Consider the following 19,043-nt stretch of genomic DNA (forward strand, 5'->3'; position numbering starts at 1 on the left):
TCACCCGGCCTCGTCCTTGAGCGCCTGGGCACGGGCGTACCAGGCCTTCTTGGCGCCGCCGAGCAAGCGGGTGGTGATCGCCGCCGCCTGCTTGACGCCCACCCCTTCGGCGAGCAGCGCCTTGAGCAGCGTCTCGGCCTCGACCAGCGCCTCATCGTCGTCCGTCTTGGGCGAGGCGCCGGCCACCATCACCACAAATTCGCCCCGCGCCTGATCCGGGTCCTCCTCCATTCGCGACAGTAGCGAGGTAGCATCGCCATCGAGGAAGGTCTCGAAGGTCTTGGTCAGTTCCCGGGCGAGTACCACTCGCCGCGCGCCGAAACTGCCGGCGATGTCCTCGAGAGTATCGCGAATACGGTGAGGGGATTCGTAGAAGATCAGGGTTTCTTCCCGCTCAACCAGCGCCGAAAGGCGGCCGCGGCGGCCGCTGCCCTTGGCCGGCAAAAAGCCCTGAAAGAGGAAACGGTCGGTAGGCAGCCCCGCCGCAGAGAGTGCCGCGACGAAAGCACAGGCCCCAGGAATCGGCACCACTCGATAGCCGCTGGCACGCAGCTCGCGGACCAGCAAGAAGCCGGGATCACAGATCAGCGGCGTGCCGGCATCGCTGATCAAGGCCACATCCTCGCCGGCGGCAAGCCGCGCCTTGAGCTGCGCGACGCGCCCGCTTTCATTGTGCTCGTGCAGCGAGAGCATTGGCCGCTCAAGGCCCAGATGGCGCAGCAGGCGCGCACTGTGGCGGGTATCCTCGGCGGCAATCACAGCGACATCAGCCAGCACCTGACGGGCCCTGGGCGACAGATCGTCGAGATTCCCAATCGGCGTGGCGACCACGTACAATGCTCCAATATCTGAAACTGTCATTACGATTCCGAAAGCGGGTTATCTAAGGAAGGGATTCATGAACACATCGTCACGCGGCTTGCTGGCTGCGGCGCTGCTTGCACTGATGGTCAGCGGCTGCGCCGCGCCCAGTCTGATGTCGACCGAGCGTTCGCCGGAGGCCTTGCTCAGCCAGGCCGAGCAGCAGGCCCCCGGCCAGGCAGCCGACAGCCGCCTCGAGGCGGCCACCATCCTAGCACGCCGTGGCGAGGCGGCTAAGGCCAAGGAGATCGCTACCCAGCTCGACGACACCGCCCTCAGCGCCGAGCGTCGCCAGGAATGGGCGCTGCTGCTGTCGCGCCTGGGGTTAGAGGCCGAAGACGGCTGGAGCGTGATTCAGGCCACCGACCTGCTTGAAGCCGGCGCGCAATTGGACCAGGACGCCGCCAATAACCTGCGCTACCGCCGCGGCCTGGCGCTGGGCATGCTCGACGAACCGCTGGCCGCGACCCAGGCCATGCTGAAGGCCCAGGCAGCCACCGGCAGCGATGTCCCCAACGACGCTATCTGGAAGCAGCTAAACCGTCTCTCGGCACAGGATCTGATGACACTGCGCAGCAACGCCGATGAGCTGACGCAGGGCTGGCTGTCGCTGCTCGAGCTGCAACGCCAGAGCGGTGGCGATATTGATAAACTGCTCGGCCAACTGTCGAACTGGCGCGACGCCAACCGCAATCATCCGGCTGCCCGCAAGCCGCCCGCCGAGCTGCTGGCCCTGCGCGATCTGCGCGGCACTCGGGTCGAGCGCATCGCCATCCTGCTGCCCGAGTCGGGCCCGCTGGCCTCCGTCGCCGGGCGCATCCGCCGCGGCATCGAGACCCGCCACGAACAGGCCGGCCAACAGGGCGCTTTCACCCCCAAGCTGGATTTCATCGACTCGAGCCAACAGGATCTGAACACCCTGTATGCCGAAGCCACCATGCGTGGCGCCCAGGTCGTGATCGGCCCTCTGGCCAAGAGCAAGGTCGAAGAGCTGGAAAAGCGCCAGCGACTGCCGCTGCCGACACTCGCCCTGAACTACGGCACTGCCGAGCGCAACGCCGCCGAAAACCTCTTCCAATACGGCCTTTCCGTCGAGGATGAGGCACGCCAGGTGGCCATCCGCGCTGCTCGCGACGGCCACCGTCGCGCGGCGGCCATGGTGCCCAACAATGACTGGGGGCGTCGAGTCGGCACAGCCTTCCGTGAGACCTGGGAAGACCAGGGCGGCGACATCGGACACTTGATGCACTACGACCCAGAAGCCCTGGTCAATAACAGCGTCAAGCGTCTGCTCAGCCTGAGTGGACCGGTAGACATGATGTTTCTGCTCGGACTGCCAAGCTACGCTCGCCAGATCCCACCCACGCTCGACTACCAGAAACAGCCGGACCTGCCGGTCTACGCGACATCTCAGGCCTACGAGGGGCGGCCTCAGCCGCGATCCGATAGCGACCTGAACGGCGTGCGTTTCGTCGAGATCCCCTGGCTGATTCCCGATGCAGCCGTTGGCGGCGTCGAGGCACTACCTTTCTATGCAAGCTATCGCACCCTGTCCGCAGAAGCCGACGACCCCGCGCTGCTCAAGCTGATGGCCATGGGCGTCGACGCCTATGAACTCGGCGTGCGTCTCCCCCAGTTCCAGGCCATTAGCGGCAGCGAGCTGTTCGGCGCTACCGGTACCTTGCGCGCCGCCAATGATGGCCGCATCCAGCGTCAGCTGCCTTGGGCGGAGTTCATCGACGGCTTGCCACAGCCGCCCCTGGAAGCCGAAGGCGAACGAATGATCGACACCGATTCAGGCAATCGCCGGCCGGCCGGTCAGACAGACGGCAGAGGCAATACCGGCGCCAGCGATGGCGAGCTTGACAACAGTGGGTTAGGCAATGGTGACCTGAGCAATGGCGAGCTCCGCTGACGCAAGGGCGCGCGGCGCTGCCATCGAGGCCCTGGCCAACGACTGGCTAGCCGCCCGCGGCCTCACCCCGGTCGCCCGTAACCAGCACGCCAAGGGCGGCGAGTTGGACCTGGTGATGCGCGAGGGCGAGACCCTGGTGTTCGTCGAGGTTCGTCATCGTCGCGACAGCCGTCACGGTCACCCGCTGGAGACGGTGACGACCAGCAAGCAGCGTCGCCTAATCAAGGCGGCGCGTTTTTATCTCGCCCGCAACGGGCTATCATGTCCCTGCCGCTTCGATGTGGTCGCCGTCACCGGCAGCGCCCCGGACCTGGAGTTTCTCTGGGTCAAGGGCGCCTTCGAAGCGTTCTGATCGCTACAGGACCAGGAAGCCAAGATGGATTTCCAATCACGAATTCTCGGACACTTCAACGCCAGCATCGACACCAAGACCTACGCCAGTGAAGTGTTACCGCCCTTCATCGAGGTCGCCAGCCAGATGATGGTTCAGTGCCTGGTGAGCGAAGGCAAGATTCTGGCCTGCGGCAACGGCGGCAGCGCCGGTGATAGCCAGCACTTCTCCTCCGAACTGCTCAACCGCTTCGAACGTGAACGCCCGAGTCTGCCGGCTCTGGCACTGACCACCGACACCTCGACCCTGACCTCCATTGCCAACGACTACAGCTACAACGAGGTCTATTCAAAGCAGATTCGCGCCCTCGGACAGCCCGGCGACGTGCTGCTGGCCATCTCCACCAGTGGCAACTCGGCCAACGTGGTCCAGGCCATCCAGGCCGCCCATGACCGGGACATGACCGTGGTCGCCCTGACTGGCCGCGACGGCGGCGACATGGCATCGCTACTGGGTCAGGAGGACTGTGAAATCCGCGTGCCCGCCACATCTACTGCGCGCATTCAGGAAGTACACCTCTTGGTCATCCACTGTCTGTGTGATTTGATCGACGAACAACTCTTCGGCCCAAGCGAGTGATCCCCATGCGTAACGCGATTATCCCCACTCTTGTTCTTGCCCTGACCCTAGGCCTTGGCGGCTGCACCACCATTGCCAACGTGGCCAACGATGGCCCGATTGGCGAGAACTATGGCGAACGCACCCTGGGCAGCAAGGTCGAGGACGAGAGCATCCAGACCAAGGTCAGCGTCAACCTGGGCAAGACCGACGCCCGACTGGCCGATGCCCGCATCAACGTCGACGTCTTCAATGGCGTGGTACTGCTGACCGGCCAGGTGCCGAGCGATGAGCTCAAGAATAAGGCCACCAGCGTCGCCGAACAGGTGCGCAACGTGCGCCAGGTACACAACCAGCTGGCGATTGCCGCCAACCTGCCGATGAGCCAACGCCTGTCCGACGGCTGGCTGTCCACCCGCCTCAAGACTAACCTGGCGACCAACGAGAACATCGACGCGAGCCGCGTCAACATCGTGGTGGAAAACGCAAGCGTCTATCTGATGGGCTTGGTGACCCGCGCCGAAAGCGAGCGCATCGTTTCCGCCGTATCCGCTGCGGGAGGCGTGCAACGGATCGTCAAGGTCTTCGAATACCTCGACTGACCCGCGCTCTGCAGAGCATCATGACGCAAACACAAAACGGCAGGCCCTCGGGCCTGCCGTTTTGTGTTCAAGGGCTTTTTTAATCAAGAGACCTACTTTAGAGACTTACTCAAGAGACCCACTTTAGAGAAAGTCTCCGCCCTCTCAGGGAAAAAGTATCAGCTGAGTCTACTTGATGACGCGCAGCGATGGCCGACCCTTGGGCGGCGTCTTGGGCGCGCCCTCGTCGTCAATGCTGGTTTCGTCTCCAGTATCCTCGACGCTCGACAGTGACGGGCGCTCGTCAGATGCCGTTTCACCACTCTCGGCGTCAGTCTCTTCCGCCTCATGGCCCGGCATGACCGGCTCGTGACCGAACACCATGCCCACGCCGTTTTCACGGGCATAGAGCGCGATCAAGGCATCGATCGGCACCATCACCCGCATTGGCTTGCCGCCAAAGCGAGCGCTGAAGCTGATCGCATCGTTTTCCATGAACAGTTCTTCAACGGCCTGCGGCGCGATATTCAGCACGATCTGACCGTTCTGCACGAACTGTTCCGGCACCTCGACGCCAGGCTGTTTGGCATCGACGACGACATGAGGCGTCTGATCGTTGTCCAGGAGCCATTGATACAGAGCCCTAGCGAGATAGGGGCGACTCGATAGCATCTCGGGCCTCCATTGTCTGTGGTCCGGGCCCTATGGCCCGGTCCGTGGTATATCAGGTACGCATCTCGCGCTCGGCTTCCGACAGCGAGGCCTTGAAGGACTCACGCTCGAAAGTGCGCTCCATATAATTCATCAGCGGCTTGACCTGTTTCTCAGGAAGCTCGATCCCCAGTACCGGCAGTCGCCAAAGAAGCGGTGCCAGGCAGCAATCCACCAGCGAGAATTCCTCGCTCATGAAGAACGGCATATCCTCAAAGATCGGCGAGATGCCGATCAGGCTCTCACGCAGTTCCTTTCGCGCCTTCTCGGCATCCTTCTTGCTGCCCTGCTGGATCTGTTCGATCAGCGGGCACCACTCCCGCTCGATGCGATGCATCCACAGGCGGCTCTGCGCCCGGGCTACCGGATAGACAGGCAGCAGCGGAGGATGCGGAAACCGCTCATCCAGATACTCCATCATCACCTTGGACTCATAGAGCACCAGATCACGATCCAATAGCGTCGGCACGCTATTGTACGGATTGAGATCCGCCAGCTCTTCGGGATGACTGTCTTCCTTGACTTCCAGGATGTCGACGGCAACCCCTTTTTCTGCCAGCACGATTCTCACGCGATGACTGAAGTGATCATCGCTACCGGAGTAGAAGGTCATCGACGACCGCTTGGCCACAACACCCATTTAACATTCCTCGCAACAGTTCGAGCCTGGATGATAACACGTTGACCGCGCTTCCAGGCGCCGAGACCCGCGATACGGGTCATGGAAAATAGACAAGGGCGCATGCCCAACGGCCATGCGCCCCCATGCTACCACTGAGTCGTCTCAGTGGATGTCGCGCCAGTACTCTCGCTTGAGCAGATAGGCGATGACGCCGAAGATAAAGATAAAAATCAACACCTTGGGCCCCAGCGCTTGGGCCTGAAGCTTGGAGGGCTCACCGACGTAGGCCAGGAAGTTGGTCAGATCATAAACCGCCCGATCAAACGCCTCCGGCTCCAGCTTACCCGCCTGGGTCACCTTGAGCACATCGCAGGACTGATACTTGCCCGTCAGCGGGTCAGGCTCATGCCCGGGCACCGGCCGATCAGTCTCGGCACAGACCATCTCCTGCACGCCCTGCAGCGGCTCCAGCGCATTGGGCATACCTACCAGCGGGAACACCGTATTATTCACACCCAGCGGGCGCTCCGGGTCCTTGTAGAAGCTGCGCAGATAGGTATAGATCCAGTCCGTGCCGCGCAGACGCGCCTCGAGGGTCAGGTCCGGCGGCGCGGCGCCGAACCAGGAGGTGGCGTCGCCCTTCTGCATGGCATTGCGCATCTGGTCATTGAATGCCAGGTCCTCGGAAAAGATCAGCTTCTGCTCGACTAGATCCTGAGGGATGCCCAGGTCCTCGGCTGCCCGGGAATAGCGCTGATACTGCAGAGAGTGACAGCCCATGCAGTAGTTGGTAAATAGCTTCATGCCATTCTGCAGCGACGCCCTGTCGGACAGATCCGGGGTCATCTCGTCGAAATGGACTGCCTGACCGCCCGCAGCAAACCCGGTCATCGGCATCAGCGCCACGAGCAAGGCGACGAGCAAGGCAAACATGTGCTTTTTCATTAGCCAGTCACCCTTTCCGGTACGGGCTTGGTGGTCTCCAGCCGCGTGTAGATCGGCATCAGCAGGAAGAAGGCGAAATACACCGCCGTGCAGACCTGAGCCACCAGGGTCCTCCCCGGCGTCGACGGCAGCACGCCAATCACACCGAGCACCACGAAACTGATCGCAAACAGCGCCAGCATGATCTTCGACAGCCAACCCTTGTAGCGCATGGAAAGTACGGGGCTCTTGTCCAGCCAGGGCAGTACGAAGAGGATCGCGATCGCGCTCCCCATGACCATTACCCCCAGGAACTTGGAGTCCAGGCCGAACAGCGAGAAGGTGATGGCGCGCAGCATCGCGTAGAAAGGCGTGAAGTACCAAACCGGCGCGATATGGTTGGGTGTCTTCAACGGGTCGGAGGGCTCGAAATTGGGCTGCTCCAGGAAGTACCCACCCCCTTCCGGGAAATAGAAGATCACCACACAGAACACAAACAGGAATACCGCCACCCCCACCAAATCCTTGACCGTGTAGTAGGGATGGAACGGAATACCGTCCAGTGGCTTGCCGGACTCATCCTTCTTGGCCTTGATGTCGACGCCGTCCGGATTGTTGGAGCCAACCTCGTGGAGCGCCAGTATGTGCAGCACCACCAGACCGAGGATCACGATCGGCAGGGCCACTACATGCAGCGCAAAGAAGCGATTCAGGGTGATCCCGGAGATCAGGAAATCACCGCGAATCCACTGCGTCAGGTCCGCCCCCACCACCGGGATGGCCGAGAAAAGCGAGATAATGACCTGAGCCCCCCAGTAGGACATCTGCCCCCAAGGCAGCAGATACCCCATGAAGGCTTCGGCCATCAGCGCCAGATAGATGGTCATGCCAAAGATCCACACCAGCTCCCGAGGCGCCTTGTAGGAGCCATAGAGCAGCGCGCGGAACATGTGCAGGTAGATCACCACGAAGAATGCCGTGGCCCCGGTGGAGTGCATATAGCGAATCAGCCAGCCGAATTCGACATCTCGCATGATGTACTCAACCGACGCGAAGGCCCCTTCCGCGGAAGGGTTGTAGCTCATGGTCAGCCACACTCCGGTCAGAATCTGGTTGACCAGCACCAGCAGGGCCAGTGAGCCGAAGAAGTACCAAAAATTGAAATTCTTGGGTGCATAGTACTTGGCCAGATGCTCTTCCCACATCTGGGTGGCAGGAAAGCGATCATCGATCCAGCGCATGATGCCGCGTTCTGCCTTGGCGCGATTCGGATTACCCATCAGGCCGCCCCCTTGTCTTCGCCGACAACGATAATGTTGTCATTGTCATAGCGATGCGGTGGCACTTCCAGGTTCAAGGGGGCCGGTACCCCGGTGAACACCCGACCCGCCAGATCGAAGCGCGAGCCATGACAGGGGCAAAAATAGCCACCCGGCCAATCACCGCCTAAATCGGCAGCACCGGGCTCAGGCCTGAAGGTTGGTGAGCAGCCAAGGTGCGTGCAGATGCCCACCAGCACCAGGATCTCGGGCTTGATGGAGCGCAGCTCAGGGTCCACGTAGCTCGGCTGCTGCGGCGCCGAGGACTCGGGGTCCCGCAGGCGGGAAGGATCGATGCTCTTGATCTGTTCGATCATGGTGTCGTCGCGCCGCACTACCCAGACGGGCTTGCCACGCCACGCGACGGTCATCTGCTGGCCGGATTCGAGCTTGGATACATCCGCTTCCACCGGAGCCCCTGCCGCACGCGCCTTGGCACTGGGCTGCCAGGAGGCAACGAAAGGGACCGCGACGCCCACCGCGCCCACCGCCCCAACGACGGTCGTAGCACCGACGAGAAAGCGACGCCGCCCTTTGTTCACGCCCTTATCCGCCATCTTGTCATGCCCCCTATCCAATCACCCGCTGCCTAACCGCGCCAGTCACTGTCGCGACCTACGGATAAGATGATCTTCATGTTAGGAAACCGCCTGAACTAAAACAAGCGAAAGCCTTGCCACATGACGCAGCATAGCTGACTCAAATCATTGAACGGGCATAAAAAAACGCCCGGCCCCCAACGGGGACCGGGCGTTCTGACGCACTCTCGAAACGTTTAACGCTTGGAGAACTGCGGGCTGCGGCGTGCTTTGCGCAGGCCGACTTTCTTACGCTCGACTTCGCGGGCGTCACGAGTGACGTAACCGGCTTCACGCAGCGGCCCGCGGAAGTCTTCGTTGTATTGCATCAGGGCACGAGTGATGCCGTGGCGGATAGCGCCGGCCTGAGCCGAGCCGCCGCCACCCTTGACGGTCACGTAGACGTCGAACTGGTCCAGAGTCTCGGTCAGCTCGAGCGGCTGACGGACGACCATGCGGCCAGTGACGCGACCGAAGAACTCGTTGAGTTCGCGGCTATTGACGGTGATTTTGCCGGTGCCCGGCTTGAGGAAGACGCGTGCGGTGGACGTCTTGCGGCGACCGGTACCGTAATACTGTTGAGTCATGGCAATCTACCCCTTAGATGTTCAGTTCTTGCGGCTGCTGGGCGGCATGCGGATGCTCGGTACCGGCATAGACCTTGAGTTTCGAGTACATGGCGCGACCCAGCGGGCCTTTCGGCAGCATGCCCTTGACGGCAGACTCGATGACGCGCTCGGGAGCGTGATCGATCATCTTCTCGAAGGTCATGGAGCGCAGGCCACCCGGATAACCGGTGTGACGATAGTAGGTCTTGGCCTGTGCCTTGTTGCCGGTGACCGTCACCTTCTCGGCGTTGACCACGACGATGTAATCGCCGGTGTCGACGTGCGGGGTGTATTCCGGCTTGTGCTTGCCACGCAGGCGGCGAGCGATCTCGGTGGCCAGGCGACCGAGAGTCTTGTCCGTAGCGTCGACGACGTACCAGTCGCGCTCGACGGACTGCGGCTTAGCAGAAAACGTCTTCATGGGTTGAATCACCAATTGTCGCATGGGGCAGGACGAAAACGTCTAATGACGCCGCCTACCATCCCTATTTTTCTTGGTTGTCGACCACTTGCCACAGAGGCAAATCGAGCGACAACGTTCGAGCGAGCGCGCAGTGTACATGACTCGTTCGATCAGGTTAAGAGTCCACGCGGGAAATTCACGGCTTATGCGCCAGCGCCAGATACTCGTGGGACTGCATTTCCTGCAGCCTCGAGAGGGTGCGATCGAACTCGAAACCAAGGCTGCCTTCGGTGTAAAGCGACTCGACCGGCACTTCGGCGGACATCAGAAGCTTCACTGCTCGGTCATAGAACTCGTCGACCATATTGATGAAACGCCGCGCCTGGTCGTCGCTACCCCGGCCCATGCGCGGCACGCCGGACACCAGCACGGTATGAAACTCGCGGGCCAGCTCGATGTAATCATTCTGGCTACGAGGACCGTCACACAGCTCGGCGAAGTCGAACCACACCACATCTTCATGCAGGCGGCGCGAACGCAGCAACCGATGATTGATCTCGATACGTTCATCCTGCTCGCCATCGTGCCCGGCGAGCTCGCGAAAGCTGCGCGCGAGCTCGTCGTCGGCGGCCTCATCCAGCGGTGCGTGGAAGATGGCGGCACGCTGCAGGGCGCGCAGCCGATAGTCGACACCCGAGTCGACGTTGACCACCTCGCAATGACGCTCGAGCAAATCGATGGCGGGCAGGAAACGCGCCCGCTGCAGGCCATCCTTGTACAGCTCGGAAGGCACGATATTGGAGGTCGTTACCAGCACCACGCCGTGCTCGAACAGCGACTCGAGCAGGGTCGCAAGAATCATGGCGTCGGTGATGTCCTTGACGAAGAACTCGTCGAAGCAGATCACCCTCGCCTCACGGGCGAACTTGGCGGCGATCAGCTTCAGCGGGTCCTTCTCGCCCTTGTAGTGCTCGAGTTCGTTGTGCACTCGCTGCATGAAGCGGTGAAAATGGGTGCGCATCTTCTCGGAAAACGGCAGCGCCTCGTAGAAGGTATCGACCAGATAGGTCTTGCCCCGACCGACGCCTCCCCAGAAATACAGGCCCATCACCGCCGGCGGCGCTTCGAAGGGCGAGGCGGTCTGCTTGGCGCCGAACAGCCCGGCGACCCGGGACTTGAGTCCCTTTCGCTCATCGGCGGGCGGGCGCGGCGCTCGCTGGGGCGTGGTCAGCAGATCATCATAGAGCCGCTGCAGATGACGAACCGCCTGCTCCTGGGCTTTATCGTAGGCGAATCCCTCGCGTTCAAGGTCGGCCTGGTAGCGAGCCAGGGGCGTGCCCGCTTGAGCGGACGCAGAAGAACCAGCGGAAGTCGTTGTCGCACACATCAGCGTCTTGGCTACCTCGGACGGTGGTGATCGAAAGCGAACATTATACGTATCGAGACGTCGAGCGCACAGGGCAGCCATGATGGCAGCGCCTGCGCATTGACCTGAGTCTCGCTCTCCCTCATATAATGGAGCCAGGGGAGGCGCAGGTCGCGACCTCGATAACGCGCCACCCCCGGCAGTCAAGTACCGGTGCCGGGAAGACAGAACCATAAGGGGAACGACGTGTACGAGAGCAACATCGACTGGATCCTGGCCCTGGCCTGCGGGCTTGCCGGCATCGGCATCGGCGCGCTGGGCTATCACCTGCTCAACGCCAACGTGGCGCGCAATCAGAAGGTCCGCCAACGCCTGGCCGAGACTGAACTCGAGCTTCACCAGGTCAAGGACTCGCTGAACGATCATTTCGTGCGAGCGGCCGACCTGGTGGCCAGCATTCAGCGCCAGAGCCGCGAGCTGGAACAACAGCTGGCGCAGGGGGCCGATCAGCTCGGCCAAGACCAGCAGGTCAAGCGCCGCCTCCATCCGGAGACCGACGCGACGGAGCCTGATGAAACCCTGGACATGCCGCGCGACTATGCCGACGGCGGGCACGGCACTCTCTCCGAGGACTTTGGCCTGCAGCGCGGCGAGGAGCAGAATCCCGCCCAGCCTCCCCGCTACTGATCTCGCTGACGCCTAGCGACACAAGCGAGAGGTTTGCCAAAAACGACGAAAGCGCCGGCCTTGATGGCCGGCGCTTTCGTTTGCGGGGTCGTTTTCAGGGCAGTTTCAGGCCGGATTGTCGATATCCACGAAACGGTGGGTAACACCATGCTCGGCGGCCAACCATTCTCCCATGGCCTGAACGCCGTAGCGCTCGGTGGCATGATGACCCGCCGCCAGATAGCCGATGCCCAGCTCGCGTGCCAGGTGAGTGGTCCGCTCGGAAATCTCGCCCGAGATGAAGACATCCGCGCCTGCCGCATGAGCCGCGGCGATCATGTCCTGAGCGCCGCCGGTGCACCAGGCGATACGCTTGACCGGCCCTTGGTGCCCTTCGATCAGAAGCGGCTCCCGACCGAGCTGCTTGGCGACATGCTTTGCCAAGCCACGCTCGTCGAGGGCCTGGTCATTGTCACCCGAACCGGCCAGCGCCTCGCCGGGGTGGCCCAGCCACAATAGCCCTTCGCCCAGCTCACCATCGGCACAGCCGTCGACGACCAGGCCCAGCCGCTCGGCCAGGCAGGCATTGTTGCCAAGCTCGGGATGAGCATCCAGCGGCAGATGATAGGCCAGCAGGTTGATATCGTTAGCCAGCAAGGCCGCCAGCCGGCGCCGCTTCATGCCGACCACCTCGACCGGCTCGTTCTTCCAGAAGTAGCCGTGATGAACCAGCAGCAGATCCGCCTGCCAGGCAATCGCCTCATCGACCAGCGCCTGACAGGCGGTGACGCCAGTCATCACGCGGGTCACTCGGCTGCGTCCCTCGACCTGCAGGCCATTGATAGTGTAATCCTTGAAGCGCGCCGCCTGCAGACGCTCGTCGCAGGCAGTGACCAGGGCATCGCGAGATATCATTCGGGCCTCCGGGCATCGGTACATGAGCAATGATACAATCCGCCAATTGTACCGGCTGCGTCGGCCCCCAGCGACCGCCACCGATGACAAGGATTCTTCATGCGTCGTTTTCTCCTGCCCCTCGTCTGGCCAACCGTGGCCGGTGTCCTGGTTGCCATCGTGCTGCTGATTGCTTTCCCGAAGCTCAGCGGTCAAGCCCCTTCCGTGTCGCCGCCGGCCGCCAGCCCACAGCCCGTGCAAGAGACTGCGACGCCCCCCGAGGTCAAACGCCCGGCTCCCGAGGTCAAGAATGCCCCGGCATTATCACGAAATGCCGGCCCGGTCAGCTATTCAGAGGCGGTGGAGAGAGCGGCACCTGCCGTGGTCAACATCTACTCTTCGCGCATCGTCGAAAGTGAGCAGCACCCGCTGATGTCGGACCCGTTTTTCCGTCAGTTCTTCGGCAAGGACACGCCCAGCCGCCAGCGCATGCTCTCGAGCCTGGGGTCGGGGGTCATCATCAGCGATGAGGGCTACGTGCTGACCAACCATCATGTCATCAAGGGGGCCGATCAGATCCAGGTGGCGCTGCGCGACGGCCGCGAAACGCTCGCCGAGGTCATCGGCACCGACCCGGAGAGCGACCTGGCCGTGCTGCGCATCGATCTCGAAGATCTTCCGGTCATCGCGCTCTCCGACTCGTCACAGGCAGCCGTGGGCGATGTGGCCCTGGCCATCGGCAACCCCTTCGGGGTCGGCCAGACCGTGACCATGGGCATCGTTAGTGCCACCGGCCGCAGTCACCTAGGCCTGAATGCCTATGAGGATTTCATTCAGACCGACGCGGCGATCAATCCGGGGAACTCCGGCGGCGCCCTGATCAACCCCGAAGGCGCGCTGGTCGGCATCAACACCGCTATCTTCTCCCGCTCCGGCGGCTCCCAGGGCATCGGCTTCGCCATTCCGGCCAACCTGGCCCGGGAAATTCTCAACGAGCTGGTCACTCAGGGCCGGGTGATTCGTGGCTGGCTAGGCATCGAAGCCCAGGAGATGACCCGCGAGCTGGCCGCCTCCTTCGGCCTGGACTCCGTCGTAGGGGTCGTGATCTCGGGCATAGTACCGGATGGCCCAGCCGATGCTGCCGGCCTGCAGCCCGGCGATGTGCTGATCAAGGTCGACGGCCGCACCATCCGCGATGCCCGGGCGGTGATGACCGACATCGCCGCCATCGCTCCTGGCACCAAGCTGCCGCTAAGTCTGGTGCGCAACGGCGAGCGTATAGACGTGACCCTCGAGGTCGGCGAGCGCCCCACCGCCGAGGTCAGCCAACCTCAGTCTCAGCCCTAGCCCCGGCCCTAGACGGTAACCAGGCGTTGTCTGACAGGGAGCTGCCTTATATGAGAGGCAGCGCTTCCAAGCGCGGCCGAACAACAGCATCGGCACGCCTGGATGGACACCTATCTAAAAGAACAGCAGACCTAAAAGAACGTCAGGTCTAAAGGAAAGGCAGGCACTAGACGGATACCAAAAGGCCCCGCCAATGGCAGGGCCTTTTTGCTGTGCAAGCACCGCTGATTCGCCTCAATCCTTGATGCGATACTCGGCAGAGCGCGCATGTGCGGTGAGCGATTCGCCCCGGGCGAGCACCGACGCAGTGCGCCCAAGCATCGAGGCACCGTCCGCCGAACAGTGAATGATCGAGGAACGTTTCTGGAAGTCATAGACCCCGAGCGGCGAGGAGAAGCGCGCGGTACCGGACGTCGGCAGCACGTGATTCGGGCCGGCGCAGTAGTCGCCCAGGGCCTCGGCGGTATAGCGGCCCATGAAGATCGCACCCGCATGGCGAATCTCAGGCAGCAACGCGTCGGGGTCCTCTAGCGAGAGTTCGAGATGCTCAGGCGCGATGCGGTTGATCAGCGCAACAGCCTCGTCGCGGTCGCGACAGGTGATCAGTGCCCCACGCCCGGCCAGAGAATCACGAATGATCGGCGCACGCTCCATGGTCGGCAGCAGGCGCGTCATGGCCTCCTCGACCGCTACCACATGCTCGGCGTCCCAACTGACGAAGATCGCCTGAGCGTCTTCGTCGTGCTCGGCCTGGGAGAAGAGGTCCATGGCCAGCCAATCCGGGTCGGTCGCGCCGTCGGAGATCACCAGAATCTCCGAGGGGCCGGCGATCATGTCGATGCCGACCTGACCAAACACGGCGCGCTTGGCGGTGGCCACATAGATATTGCCAGGCCCCACGATCTTGTCGACTCGCGGCACCGTCTCGGAGCCATAGGCGAGCGCTGCCACGGCCTGGGCGCCGCCCAGGGTAAAGACCCAGTCGACGCCCGCCAGGTGGGCCGCCGCCAACACCAGCTCGTTGAGGATGCCATCCGGGGTGGGCACCACCATCACGATCTCGCGCACGCCGGCGACATGGGCCGGAATCGCGTTCATCAGCACCGATGAAGGATAGGCAGCCTTGCCGCCGGGCACGTAGATGCCTGCGCGGTCCAGCGGCATGACCTGCTGGCCAAGCACGGTGCCGTCATCCTCGGTGTACTGCCAGGAACCCGGCTTCTGGTGTTCGTGATAGACCCGCACGCGCTCGGCAGCTGCCGCCAGCGCCTCACGCTGCTCGGCAGGCAGCCCGTCAAAGGCCTGGCGCAGCCGCGCAGCGCCGATGGTCAGCTCATCCATACTCTGGGCCGACAGGCGATCGAAGCGGTTGGTGTACTCGACAAGCGCCGCATCACCGCGCTCACGCACCCCGCGCAGGATTTCCTCGACCCGCGACTGCACCTCGGCGTCGGACACGCCTTCCCAGGCCAGCAGCGCCTCGAGGCGGGCATCGAAATCGGCATCCTGCGTGGACAAGCGGGAGATCTCGAGGGAAGCGGCAACGGAATCGGTCATGATGCTCTCTACACAGACGATGGAAAAACAGGACAGGCGACCAGCATGTGTCGCCGCAAAGCGGCTGGCAAGCGGCTCGGCCCTATGGCGCCAAGACATTCACGCTATTGCGCCATAAGGACCGGGCTCACCCAACAACCCTCGAGCAATGCCATGAGGTTGCGGGCAAGGGTCACAGGCAGGCTTGCACTGCTACCGACAAGTACAGACAAGTACAGACAAGTACAGAAAGGCTCGTACGTCATGGCCTCGCTGCATTGGTCTCGCTGTCTTGGTCGCACTTCGTTAGCGGCAGTACTTACCCGCAGTACTTACCAGCAGTACTTACCCGCCATATACGGCAGCGACATCTTAGTCGCGCCGACTGGCCACAGCTTCGCGCAGCCGGTTGAGCAAGGGCTTCAGGCGATCATGCTTCATGGTCATCGCGGCCTGGTTGACGACCAACCGGGTGCTGATATCCGCGATTTTCTCGCGGGGCTCCATGCCGTTGGCGCGCAGGGTATTGCCGGTATCGACGATGTCGACGATCTCGTCGGCCAGGTTCATCAGCGGCGCCAGTTCCATCGCTCCGTAGAGCTTGATGACCTCGGCCTGGATACCCTGTTCGGCATAGTAGCGACGCGCCACCGAGACGAACTTGGTGGCCACCCGACGACGGGCGCGGGCCGGCTCGGCACCAGTGATCCCGGCGGTCATCAGCTTGCAGCGCGCGATCTCGAGATCCAGCGGCTCATAGAGCCCCTCGGCGCCATGTTCGAGCAGCACATCCTTGCCGGCGACGCCCAGGTCGGCAGCACCCAGCTGCACATAGGTCGGCACATCGGTCGCGCGAATCACCACCAGCTTGACGTCCGGCAGGTTGGTATCGAACAGCAGCTTGCGGCTCTTGCCCAGGTCTTCGGCGGGCCAGATGCCGGCATCGGCCAGCAGCGGCAGGGTCTCGTCGAGAATACGGCCCTTCGAGAGGGCCAGAATCAGTTGCTTGGACATGATGGGGTTCGCAATTCCGTGGATGACTAGCCGGGCACGCGACGGATCTTGGCGCCCAGCAACTGCAGCTTTTCCTCGATGCATTCATAGCCGCGGTCGATATGATAAATACGATCAACCAGGGTCTCGCCCTTAGCGATCATCGCCGCTACCACCAACGAGGCCGAGGCCCGCAGGTCGGTCGCCATCACCGGCGCACCTGAGAGCTGATCGACGCCGGTGACCACCGCGGTGTTGCCTTCGAGAGCGATCTTGGCGCCCATTCGGTTGAGTTCCTGGACGTGCATGAAGCGGTTCTCGAAGATTGTCTCGACGACCCGCCCGGTGCCTTCGGCCACCGCATTCATGGCCACGAACTGCGCCTGCATGTCGGTAGGAAAGGCCGGATAAGGCGCGGTGCGTACATTGACCGCCTTCGGGCGCTGCCCCTTCATGTCGAGCTCGATCCAGTCCTCACCGGTGGTGACATGGCCACCCGCTTCCTCGAGCTTGGCGAGCACGGCCTCGAGAATATCGGCACGGGTCCGGCGGACCCTGACTCGACCACGGGTCACCGCGGCAGCCACCAGGAAGGTACCGGTCTCGATGCGGTCGGGCATGATGTCGTGATAGCAGCCGTGTAGCTGCTCGACGCCCTCGACGGTGATGGTATCGGTACCGTGACCGCGAATCCGTGCACCCATCTTGATGAGGCACTCGGCGAGATCGGCTATCTCGGGTTCCTTGGCGGCGTTCTCGAGCACCGTAGTGCCCTCGGCAAGCGTGGCGGCCATCAATAGGTTCTCGGTGCCGGTCACGGTCACCACGTCAAAGAAGATCGTCGCACCCTTGAGACGCCCACCCGGCGCCGTGGCACGAATGTAGCCATTCTCGACGTTGATGTCGGCACCCATCGCCTCCAGGCCACGGATATGCAGGTCGACCGGGCGCGAGCCGATGGCACAACCACCCGGCAACGACACGTCGGCTTTACCGAAGCGCGCCAGCAGCGGCCCCAGCACCAGGATCGAGGCGCGCATCTTCTTGACCAGGTCATAAGGCGCATGACACTCGGTCACCTCAGAGGCATCGAGCTGGATGGCCATCTTGTCGCCCATCACCAGATCGACGCCCATGCGCCCAAGCAGTTCGAGAGAGGTCGTGATGTCCTGCAGGTGCGGCAAGTTGCCGAGCGTCACGGGCCCTTGCGCCAGCAACGACGAACACAGGATCGGCAGGGCCGAGTTCTTGGCACCACTGGCCCATACCTCGCCATCGAGGGGGCCATTGCCGGTAATGATCAGCTTATCCATGAAAGTCCGTCACTCAAGCCCCGGCATTTTCGGCGGCGGTCTGCCACTGGGTCGGGGTATAGGTCTTGATGCTGACGGCATGCAGAGCGCCGCTGGCGATTTCTTCGGAGAGCGCACCATAGATCAGCTGCTGTCGTTTGACCGGCGTCAGGCCATTGAAGACCTCGCCCACGGCGACGACCTGAAAGTTGCAGCCTTCACCCTGGATATGAAAGTCGCAGTCGGCAATGCGCGTCTCAAGCAGCGCCTTGACGTCTTGGGGTTGCATGGGGATGCCTCCTTGGAAACACGGGAAGGGTGCGGTGCAGACACGTCACCGCATCACGAGACGAGAAAGGCCACATGGTAATCAAAAGCGCCGTCGATGGCGATGGCAGAAAACACCGGGGCCTTTGACCAGGGCCGGGGCCAACGAATGACCAGGGCCGCGGCCGACGAACTCAGTCGGCCGGAGCAGTCGCGTCGGCATCAGCCTGCGGCAGGAGAGAGTCCAGACCAGCCAGCGCCGTGAGTTTGGCCAGCGCCGGGGAAAGCTGCACCCCCTCTACCTCAATACCGGCACGCTGGGCACTGCGCAGCCACTCGAGCATGACGCTCAGCGCGGCGCTGCTGACCCTGTCGACGCCGCGCAGGTCAAACTGCAGCGCGTCGGTGACGGGCTGGTCGGCGATCCACTTGGCACCAGCGGCGGCCAGCGGGGCGGCGACGTCGAAATCCACGTCGCCGCTGACGGCAAGCTCTCCCTCGGCGACCTCGAGGCTCACATCATGCTCGTCGAACAGACGGGTCATGCGCCCTGGCCTTCGTCGCTGACATCAACATCGGGTGACCATTGGTCGATGGTGGCATCGTAATCACGGCCGTTGTCGCGCATGGCCTGATCGAACTGGTTGCGGAAGGTCAGCCCCAGATTGATGCCATTGACGATCACGTTGACGACCTTCCACTGTCCGTTATCCAGGCGCAAGGAATAGCTGACCGGGTAAACGGTGCCATCGTTGGCGACCACCTCCATGTCGACACTGGCCTGATCGGACTGACGAGAGTCCTGCTGCTGATCAAGCACCCGCACCTCGCGGTAGTCGAAGGTCACCAGGCCCTTGGCATAGGTATCGATCAGGGTCTGGCGGAAGGTGTCGACGAAACGCGAACGCTGAGCGGGGCTTGCGTTGCGGAAATAGCGACCCATGACGCTGGCCCCGATATAGCGAAAGTCGGCCACATCGTTAAGGCTGTCATCGACCAGCGATTCCAGCTCGCTCAGGTTCTCGGAAAAGTAGCCGCGACGGCCCTCGATCTTGCCCATCAGATTGTCGATGCTTTCGCGGATCAGCTGCTCCGGCGTCTCGTCGGGCGCCTTGGATTGGGCCTGAGCCGGCAGCATCGCCAGGCACAGCAACAGGGCCAAAACACAGCGGAATAAAAAGGTCGATTGAGCTCGCATAAGTCGTCTCTCA

The 19,043-nt window shown here is 62.5% G+C and carries 22 protein-coding genes; 6 read left to right on the forward strand and 16 right to left on the reverse strand.

The genetic code is table 11. The features are described from left to right. A complete protein-coding gene (rsmI, locus tag BCL93_RS01555; RefSeq protein WP_112053348.1) occupies positions 1-861 on the reverse strand; it encodes a 16S rRNA (cytidine(1402)-2'-O)-methyltransferase in 861 nt (286 codons plus the stop codon). A 37-nt stretch (positions 862-898) separates the two neighbouring features. On the opposite strand from rsmI, the gene BCL93_RS01560 reads away from it, so the two are divergent. The 4 genes from BCL93_RS01560 to BCL93_RS01575 are packed head-to-tail and all read left to right on the forward strand — an operon-like array spanning position 899 to position 4,327. Then, positions 899-2,776, forward strand: coding sequence for a penicillin-binding protein activator (locus BCL93_RS01560; protein ID WP_112053349.1), 1,878 nt, complete (start codon positions 899-901; stop codon positions 2,774-2,776). Further along, positions 2,760-3,128, forward strand: coding sequence for a YraN family protein (locus BCL93_RS01565; protein ID WP_112053350.1), 369 nt, complete (start codon positions 2,760-2,762; stop codon positions 3,126-3,128). The genes BCL93_RS01560 and BCL93_RS01565 overlap by 17 nt, the downstream gene beginning before the upstream one ends. A gap of 24 nt (positions 3,129-3,152) precedes the next feature. Then, a complete protein-coding gene (locus BCL93_RS01570) occupies positions 3,153-3,746 on the forward strand; it encodes a phosphoheptose isomerase (RefSeq protein ID WP_092524643.1) in 594 nt (197 codons plus the stop codon). A 5-nt stretch (positions 3,747-3,751) separates the two neighbouring features. Further along, the gene (locus BCL93_RS01575; RefSeq protein ID WP_112053351.1) at positions 3,752-4,327 is read left to right on the forward strand and encodes a BON domain-containing protein; all 576 of its coding nucleotides are present in this window, start codon (positions 3,752-3,754) and stop codon (positions 4,325-4,327) included. A gap of 168 nt (positions 4,328-4,495) precedes the next feature. Here BCL93_RS01575 and BCL93_RS01580 read toward each other — a convergent pair whose 3' ends face one another. From BCL93_RS01580 to zapE, 8 genes are all read right to left on the reverse strand, one after another. Beyond that, positions 4,496-4,978, reverse strand: a complete 483-nt coding sequence (locus BCL93_RS01580; protein WP_112053352.1) for a ClpXP protease specificity-enhancing factor — start codon at positions 4,976-4,978, stop codon at positions 4,496-4,498. Between the two features lie 52 nt (positions 4,979-5,030). Next, positions 5,031-5,657, reverse strand: a complete 627-nt coding sequence (sspA, locus tag BCL93_RS01585) for a stringent starvation protein SspA (RefSeq protein WP_112053353.1) — start codon at positions 5,655-5,657, stop codon at positions 5,031-5,033. 144 nt (positions 5,658-5,801) lie between these two features. Beyond that, entirely contained in the window at positions 5,802-6,584 is a 783-nt protein-coding gene (locus BCL93_RS01590) for a cytochrome c1 (RefSeq protein ID WP_112053354.1), read from the reverse strand. Continuing rightward, positions 6,584-7,843 carry a cytochrome b gene (locus BCL93_RS01595; protein WP_112053355.1) on the reverse strand — a complete coding sequence of 420 codons (1,260 nt, stop codon included), beginning with the start codon at positions 7,841-7,843 and terminating at the stop codon, positions 6,584-6,586. Before BCL93_RS01595 ends, BCL93_RS01590 begins: the two co-directional genes overlap by 1 nt. After that, positions 7,843-8,439, reverse strand: a complete 597-nt coding sequence (petA, locus tag BCL93_RS01600) for a ubiquinol-cytochrome c reductase iron-sulfur subunit (RefSeq protein ID WP_112053356.1) — start codon at positions 8,437-8,439, stop codon at positions 7,843-7,845. The genes BCL93_RS01595 and petA overlap by 1 nt, the downstream gene beginning before the upstream one ends. A 218-nt stretch (positions 8,440-8,657) precedes the next feature. Further along, on the reverse strand, positions 8,658-9,047 hold the full coding sequence (gene rpsI / locus BCL93_RS01605; protein WP_112053357.1) for a 30S ribosomal protein S9: 390 nt from the start codon (positions 9,045-9,047) through the stop codon (positions 8,658-8,660). A 13-nt stretch (positions 9,048-9,060) separates the two neighbouring features. After that, the gene (rplM, locus tag BCL93_RS01610) at positions 9,061-9,489 is read right to left on the reverse strand and encodes a 50S ribosomal protein L13 (RefSeq protein WP_112053358.1); all 429 of its coding nucleotides are present in this window, start codon (positions 9,487-9,489) and stop codon (positions 9,061-9,063) included. 178 nt (positions 9,490-9,667) lie between these two features. Beyond that, the gene (gene zapE / locus BCL93_RS01615; protein WP_112053359.1) at positions 9,668-10,858 is read right to left on the reverse strand and encodes a cell division protein ZapE; all 1,191 of its coding nucleotides are present in this window, start codon (positions 10,856-10,858) and stop codon (positions 9,668-9,670) included. A 225-nt stretch (positions 10,859-11,083) separates the two neighbouring features. On the opposite strand from zapE, the gene BCL93_RS01620 reads away from it, so the two are divergent. Then, complete coding sequence (locus tag BCL93_RS01620) at positions 11,084-11,524, forward strand: YhcB family protein (protein WP_112053360.1); 441 nt, start codon at positions 11,084-11,086, stop codon at positions 11,522-11,524. 105 nt (positions 11,525-11,629) lie between these two features. On the opposite strand, the gene BCL93_RS01625 is transcribed toward BCL93_RS01620, so the two are convergent. Continuing rightward, a complete protein-coding gene (locus BCL93_RS01625; RefSeq protein WP_112053361.1) occupies positions 11,630-12,418 on the reverse strand; it encodes a Nif3-like dinuclear metal center hexameric protein in 789 nt (262 codons plus the stop codon). Between the two features lie 99 nt (positions 12,419-12,517). Between BCL93_RS01625 and BCL93_RS01630 the strand changes: the two genes are divergently transcribed. Further along, complete coding sequence (locus BCL93_RS01630) at positions 12,518-13,744, forward strand: Do family serine endopeptidase (protein ID WP_112053362.1); 1,227 nt, start codon at positions 12,518-12,520, stop codon at positions 13,742-13,744. Between the two features lie 234 nt (positions 13,745-13,978). Here BCL93_RS01630 and hisD read toward each other — a convergent pair whose 3' ends face one another. The 6 genes from hisD to BCL93_RS01660 form a co-directional block, all read right to left on the reverse strand. Further along, positions 13,979-15,301, reverse strand: coding sequence for a histidinol dehydrogenase (gene hisD / locus BCL93_RS01635; protein ID WP_112053363.1), 1,323 nt, complete (start codon positions 15,299-15,301; stop codon positions 13,979-13,981). A 351-nt stretch (positions 15,302-15,652) separates the two neighbouring features. Beyond that, entirely contained in the window at positions 15,653-16,294 is a 642-nt protein-coding gene (gene hisG / locus BCL93_RS01640) for an ATP phosphoribosyltransferase (RefSeq protein WP_112053364.1), read from the reverse strand. A 26-nt stretch (positions 16,295-16,320) separates the two neighbouring features. Continuing rightward, positions 16,321-17,586 (reverse strand): UDP-N-acetylglucosamine 1-carboxyvinyltransferase, encoded by a 1,266-nt coding sequence (murA, locus tag BCL93_RS01645; RefSeq protein WP_112053365.1) that lies wholly within the window; start codon positions 17,584-17,586, stop codon positions 16,321-16,323. Positions 17,587-17,599: 13 nt separating this feature from the next. After that, positions 17,600-17,854 carry a BolA family protein gene (locus BCL93_RS01650; RefSeq protein ID WP_092524674.1) on the reverse strand — a complete coding sequence of 85 codons (255 nt, stop codon included), beginning with the start codon at positions 17,852-17,854 and terminating at the stop codon, positions 17,600-17,602. Positions 17,855-18,026: 172 nt separating this feature from the next. Continuing rightward, positions 18,027-18,377, reverse strand: coding sequence for an STAS domain-containing protein (locus tag BCL93_RS01655; RefSeq protein ID WP_112053366.1), 351 nt, complete (start codon positions 18,375-18,377; stop codon positions 18,027-18,029). Next, the gene (locus BCL93_RS01660; protein ID WP_112053367.1) at positions 18,374-19,030 is read right to left on the reverse strand and encodes an MlaC/ttg2D family ABC transporter substrate-binding protein; all 657 of its coding nucleotides are present in this window, start codon (positions 19,028-19,030) and stop codon (positions 18,374-18,376) included. The genes BCL93_RS01655 and BCL93_RS01660 overlap by 4 nt, the downstream gene beginning before the upstream one ends. Positions 19,031-19,043: the final 13 nt, after the last annotated feature.

The sequence above is a fragment of the Onishia taeanensis genome (assembly GCF_003268885.1).
GTDB lineage: Bacteria > Pseudomonadota > Gammaproteobacteria > Pseudomonadales > Halomonadaceae > Onishia > Onishia taeanensis_A.

Coding starts and splice junctions, on each gene's coding strand:
- rsmI (WP_112053348.1), bottom strand. CDS start 861: ATGACAGTTTCAGATATTGGAGCATTGTACGTGGTCGCCACGCCGATT.
- BCL93_RS01560 (WP_112053349.1), top strand. CDS start 899: ATGAACACATCGTCACGCGGCTTGCTGGCTGCGGCGCTGCTTGCACTG.
- BCL93_RS01565 (WP_112053350.1), top strand. CDS start 2,760: ATGGCGAGCTCCGCTGACGCAAGGGCGCGCGGCGCTGCCATCGAGGCC.
- BCL93_RS01570 (WP_092524643.1), top strand. CDS start 3,153: ATGGATTTCCAATCACGAATTCTCGGACACTTCAACGCCAGCATCGAC.
- BCL93_RS01575 (WP_112053351.1), top strand. CDS start 3,752: ATGCGTAACGCGATTATCCCCACTCTTGTTCTTGCCCTGACCCTAGGC.
- BCL93_RS01580 (WP_112053352.1), bottom strand. CDS start 4,978: ATGCTATCGAGTCGCCCCTATCTCGCTAGGGCTCTGTATCAATGGCTC.
- sspA (WP_112053353.1), bottom strand. CDS start 5,657: ATGGGTGTTGTGGCCAAGCGGTCGTCGATGACCTTCTACTCCGGTAGC.
- BCL93_RS01590 (WP_112053354.1), bottom strand. CDS start 6,584: ATGAAAAAGCACATGTTTGCCTTGCTCGTCGCCTTGCTCGTGGCGCTG.
- BCL93_RS01595 (WP_112053355.1), bottom strand. CDS start 7,843: ATGGGTAATCCGAATCGCGCCAAGGCAGAACGCGGCATCATGCGCTGG.
- petA (WP_112053356.1), bottom strand. CDS start 8,439: ATGGCGGATAAGGGCGTGAACAAAGGGCGGCGTCGCTTTCTCGTCGGT.
- rpsI (WP_112053357.1), bottom strand. CDS start 9,047: ATGACTCAACAGTATTACGGTACCGGTCGCCGCAAGACGTCCACCGCA.
- rplM (WP_112053358.1), bottom strand. CDS start 9,489: ATGAAGACGTTTTCTGCTAAGCCGCAGTCCGTCGAGCGCGACTGGTAC.
- zapE (WP_112053359.1), bottom strand. CDS start 10,858: ATGTGTGCGACAACGACTTCCGCTGGTTCTTCTGCGTCCGCTCAAGCG.
- BCL93_RS01625 (WP_112053361.1), bottom strand. CDS start 12,418: ATGATATCTCGCGATGCCCTGGTCACTGCCTGCGACGAGCGTCTGCAG.
- BCL93_RS01630 (WP_112053362.1), top strand. CDS start 12,518: ATGCGTCGTTTTCTCCTGCCCCTCGTCTGGCCAACCGTGGCCGGTGTC.
- hisD (WP_112053363.1), bottom strand. CDS start 15,301: ATGACCGATTCCGTTGCCGCTTCCCTCGAGATCTCCCGCTTGTCCACG.
- hisG (WP_112053364.1), bottom strand. CDS start 16,294: ATGTCCAAGCAACTGATTCTGGCCCTCTCGAAGGGCCGTATTCTCGAC.
- murA (WP_112053365.1), bottom strand. CDS start 17,586: ATGGATAAGCTGATCATTACCGGCAATGGCCCCCTCGATGGCGAGGTA.
- BCL93_RS01650 (WP_092524674.1), bottom strand. CDS start 17,854: ATGCAACCCCAAGACGTCAAGGCGCTGCTTGAGACGCGCATTGCCGAC.
- BCL93_RS01655 (WP_112053366.1), bottom strand. CDS start 18,377: ATGACCCGTCTGTTCGACGAGCATGATGTGAGCCTCGAGGTCGCCGAG.
- BCL93_RS01660 (WP_112053367.1), bottom strand. CDS start 19,030: ATGCGAGCTCAATCGACCTTTTTATTCCGCTGTGTTTTGGCCCTGTTG.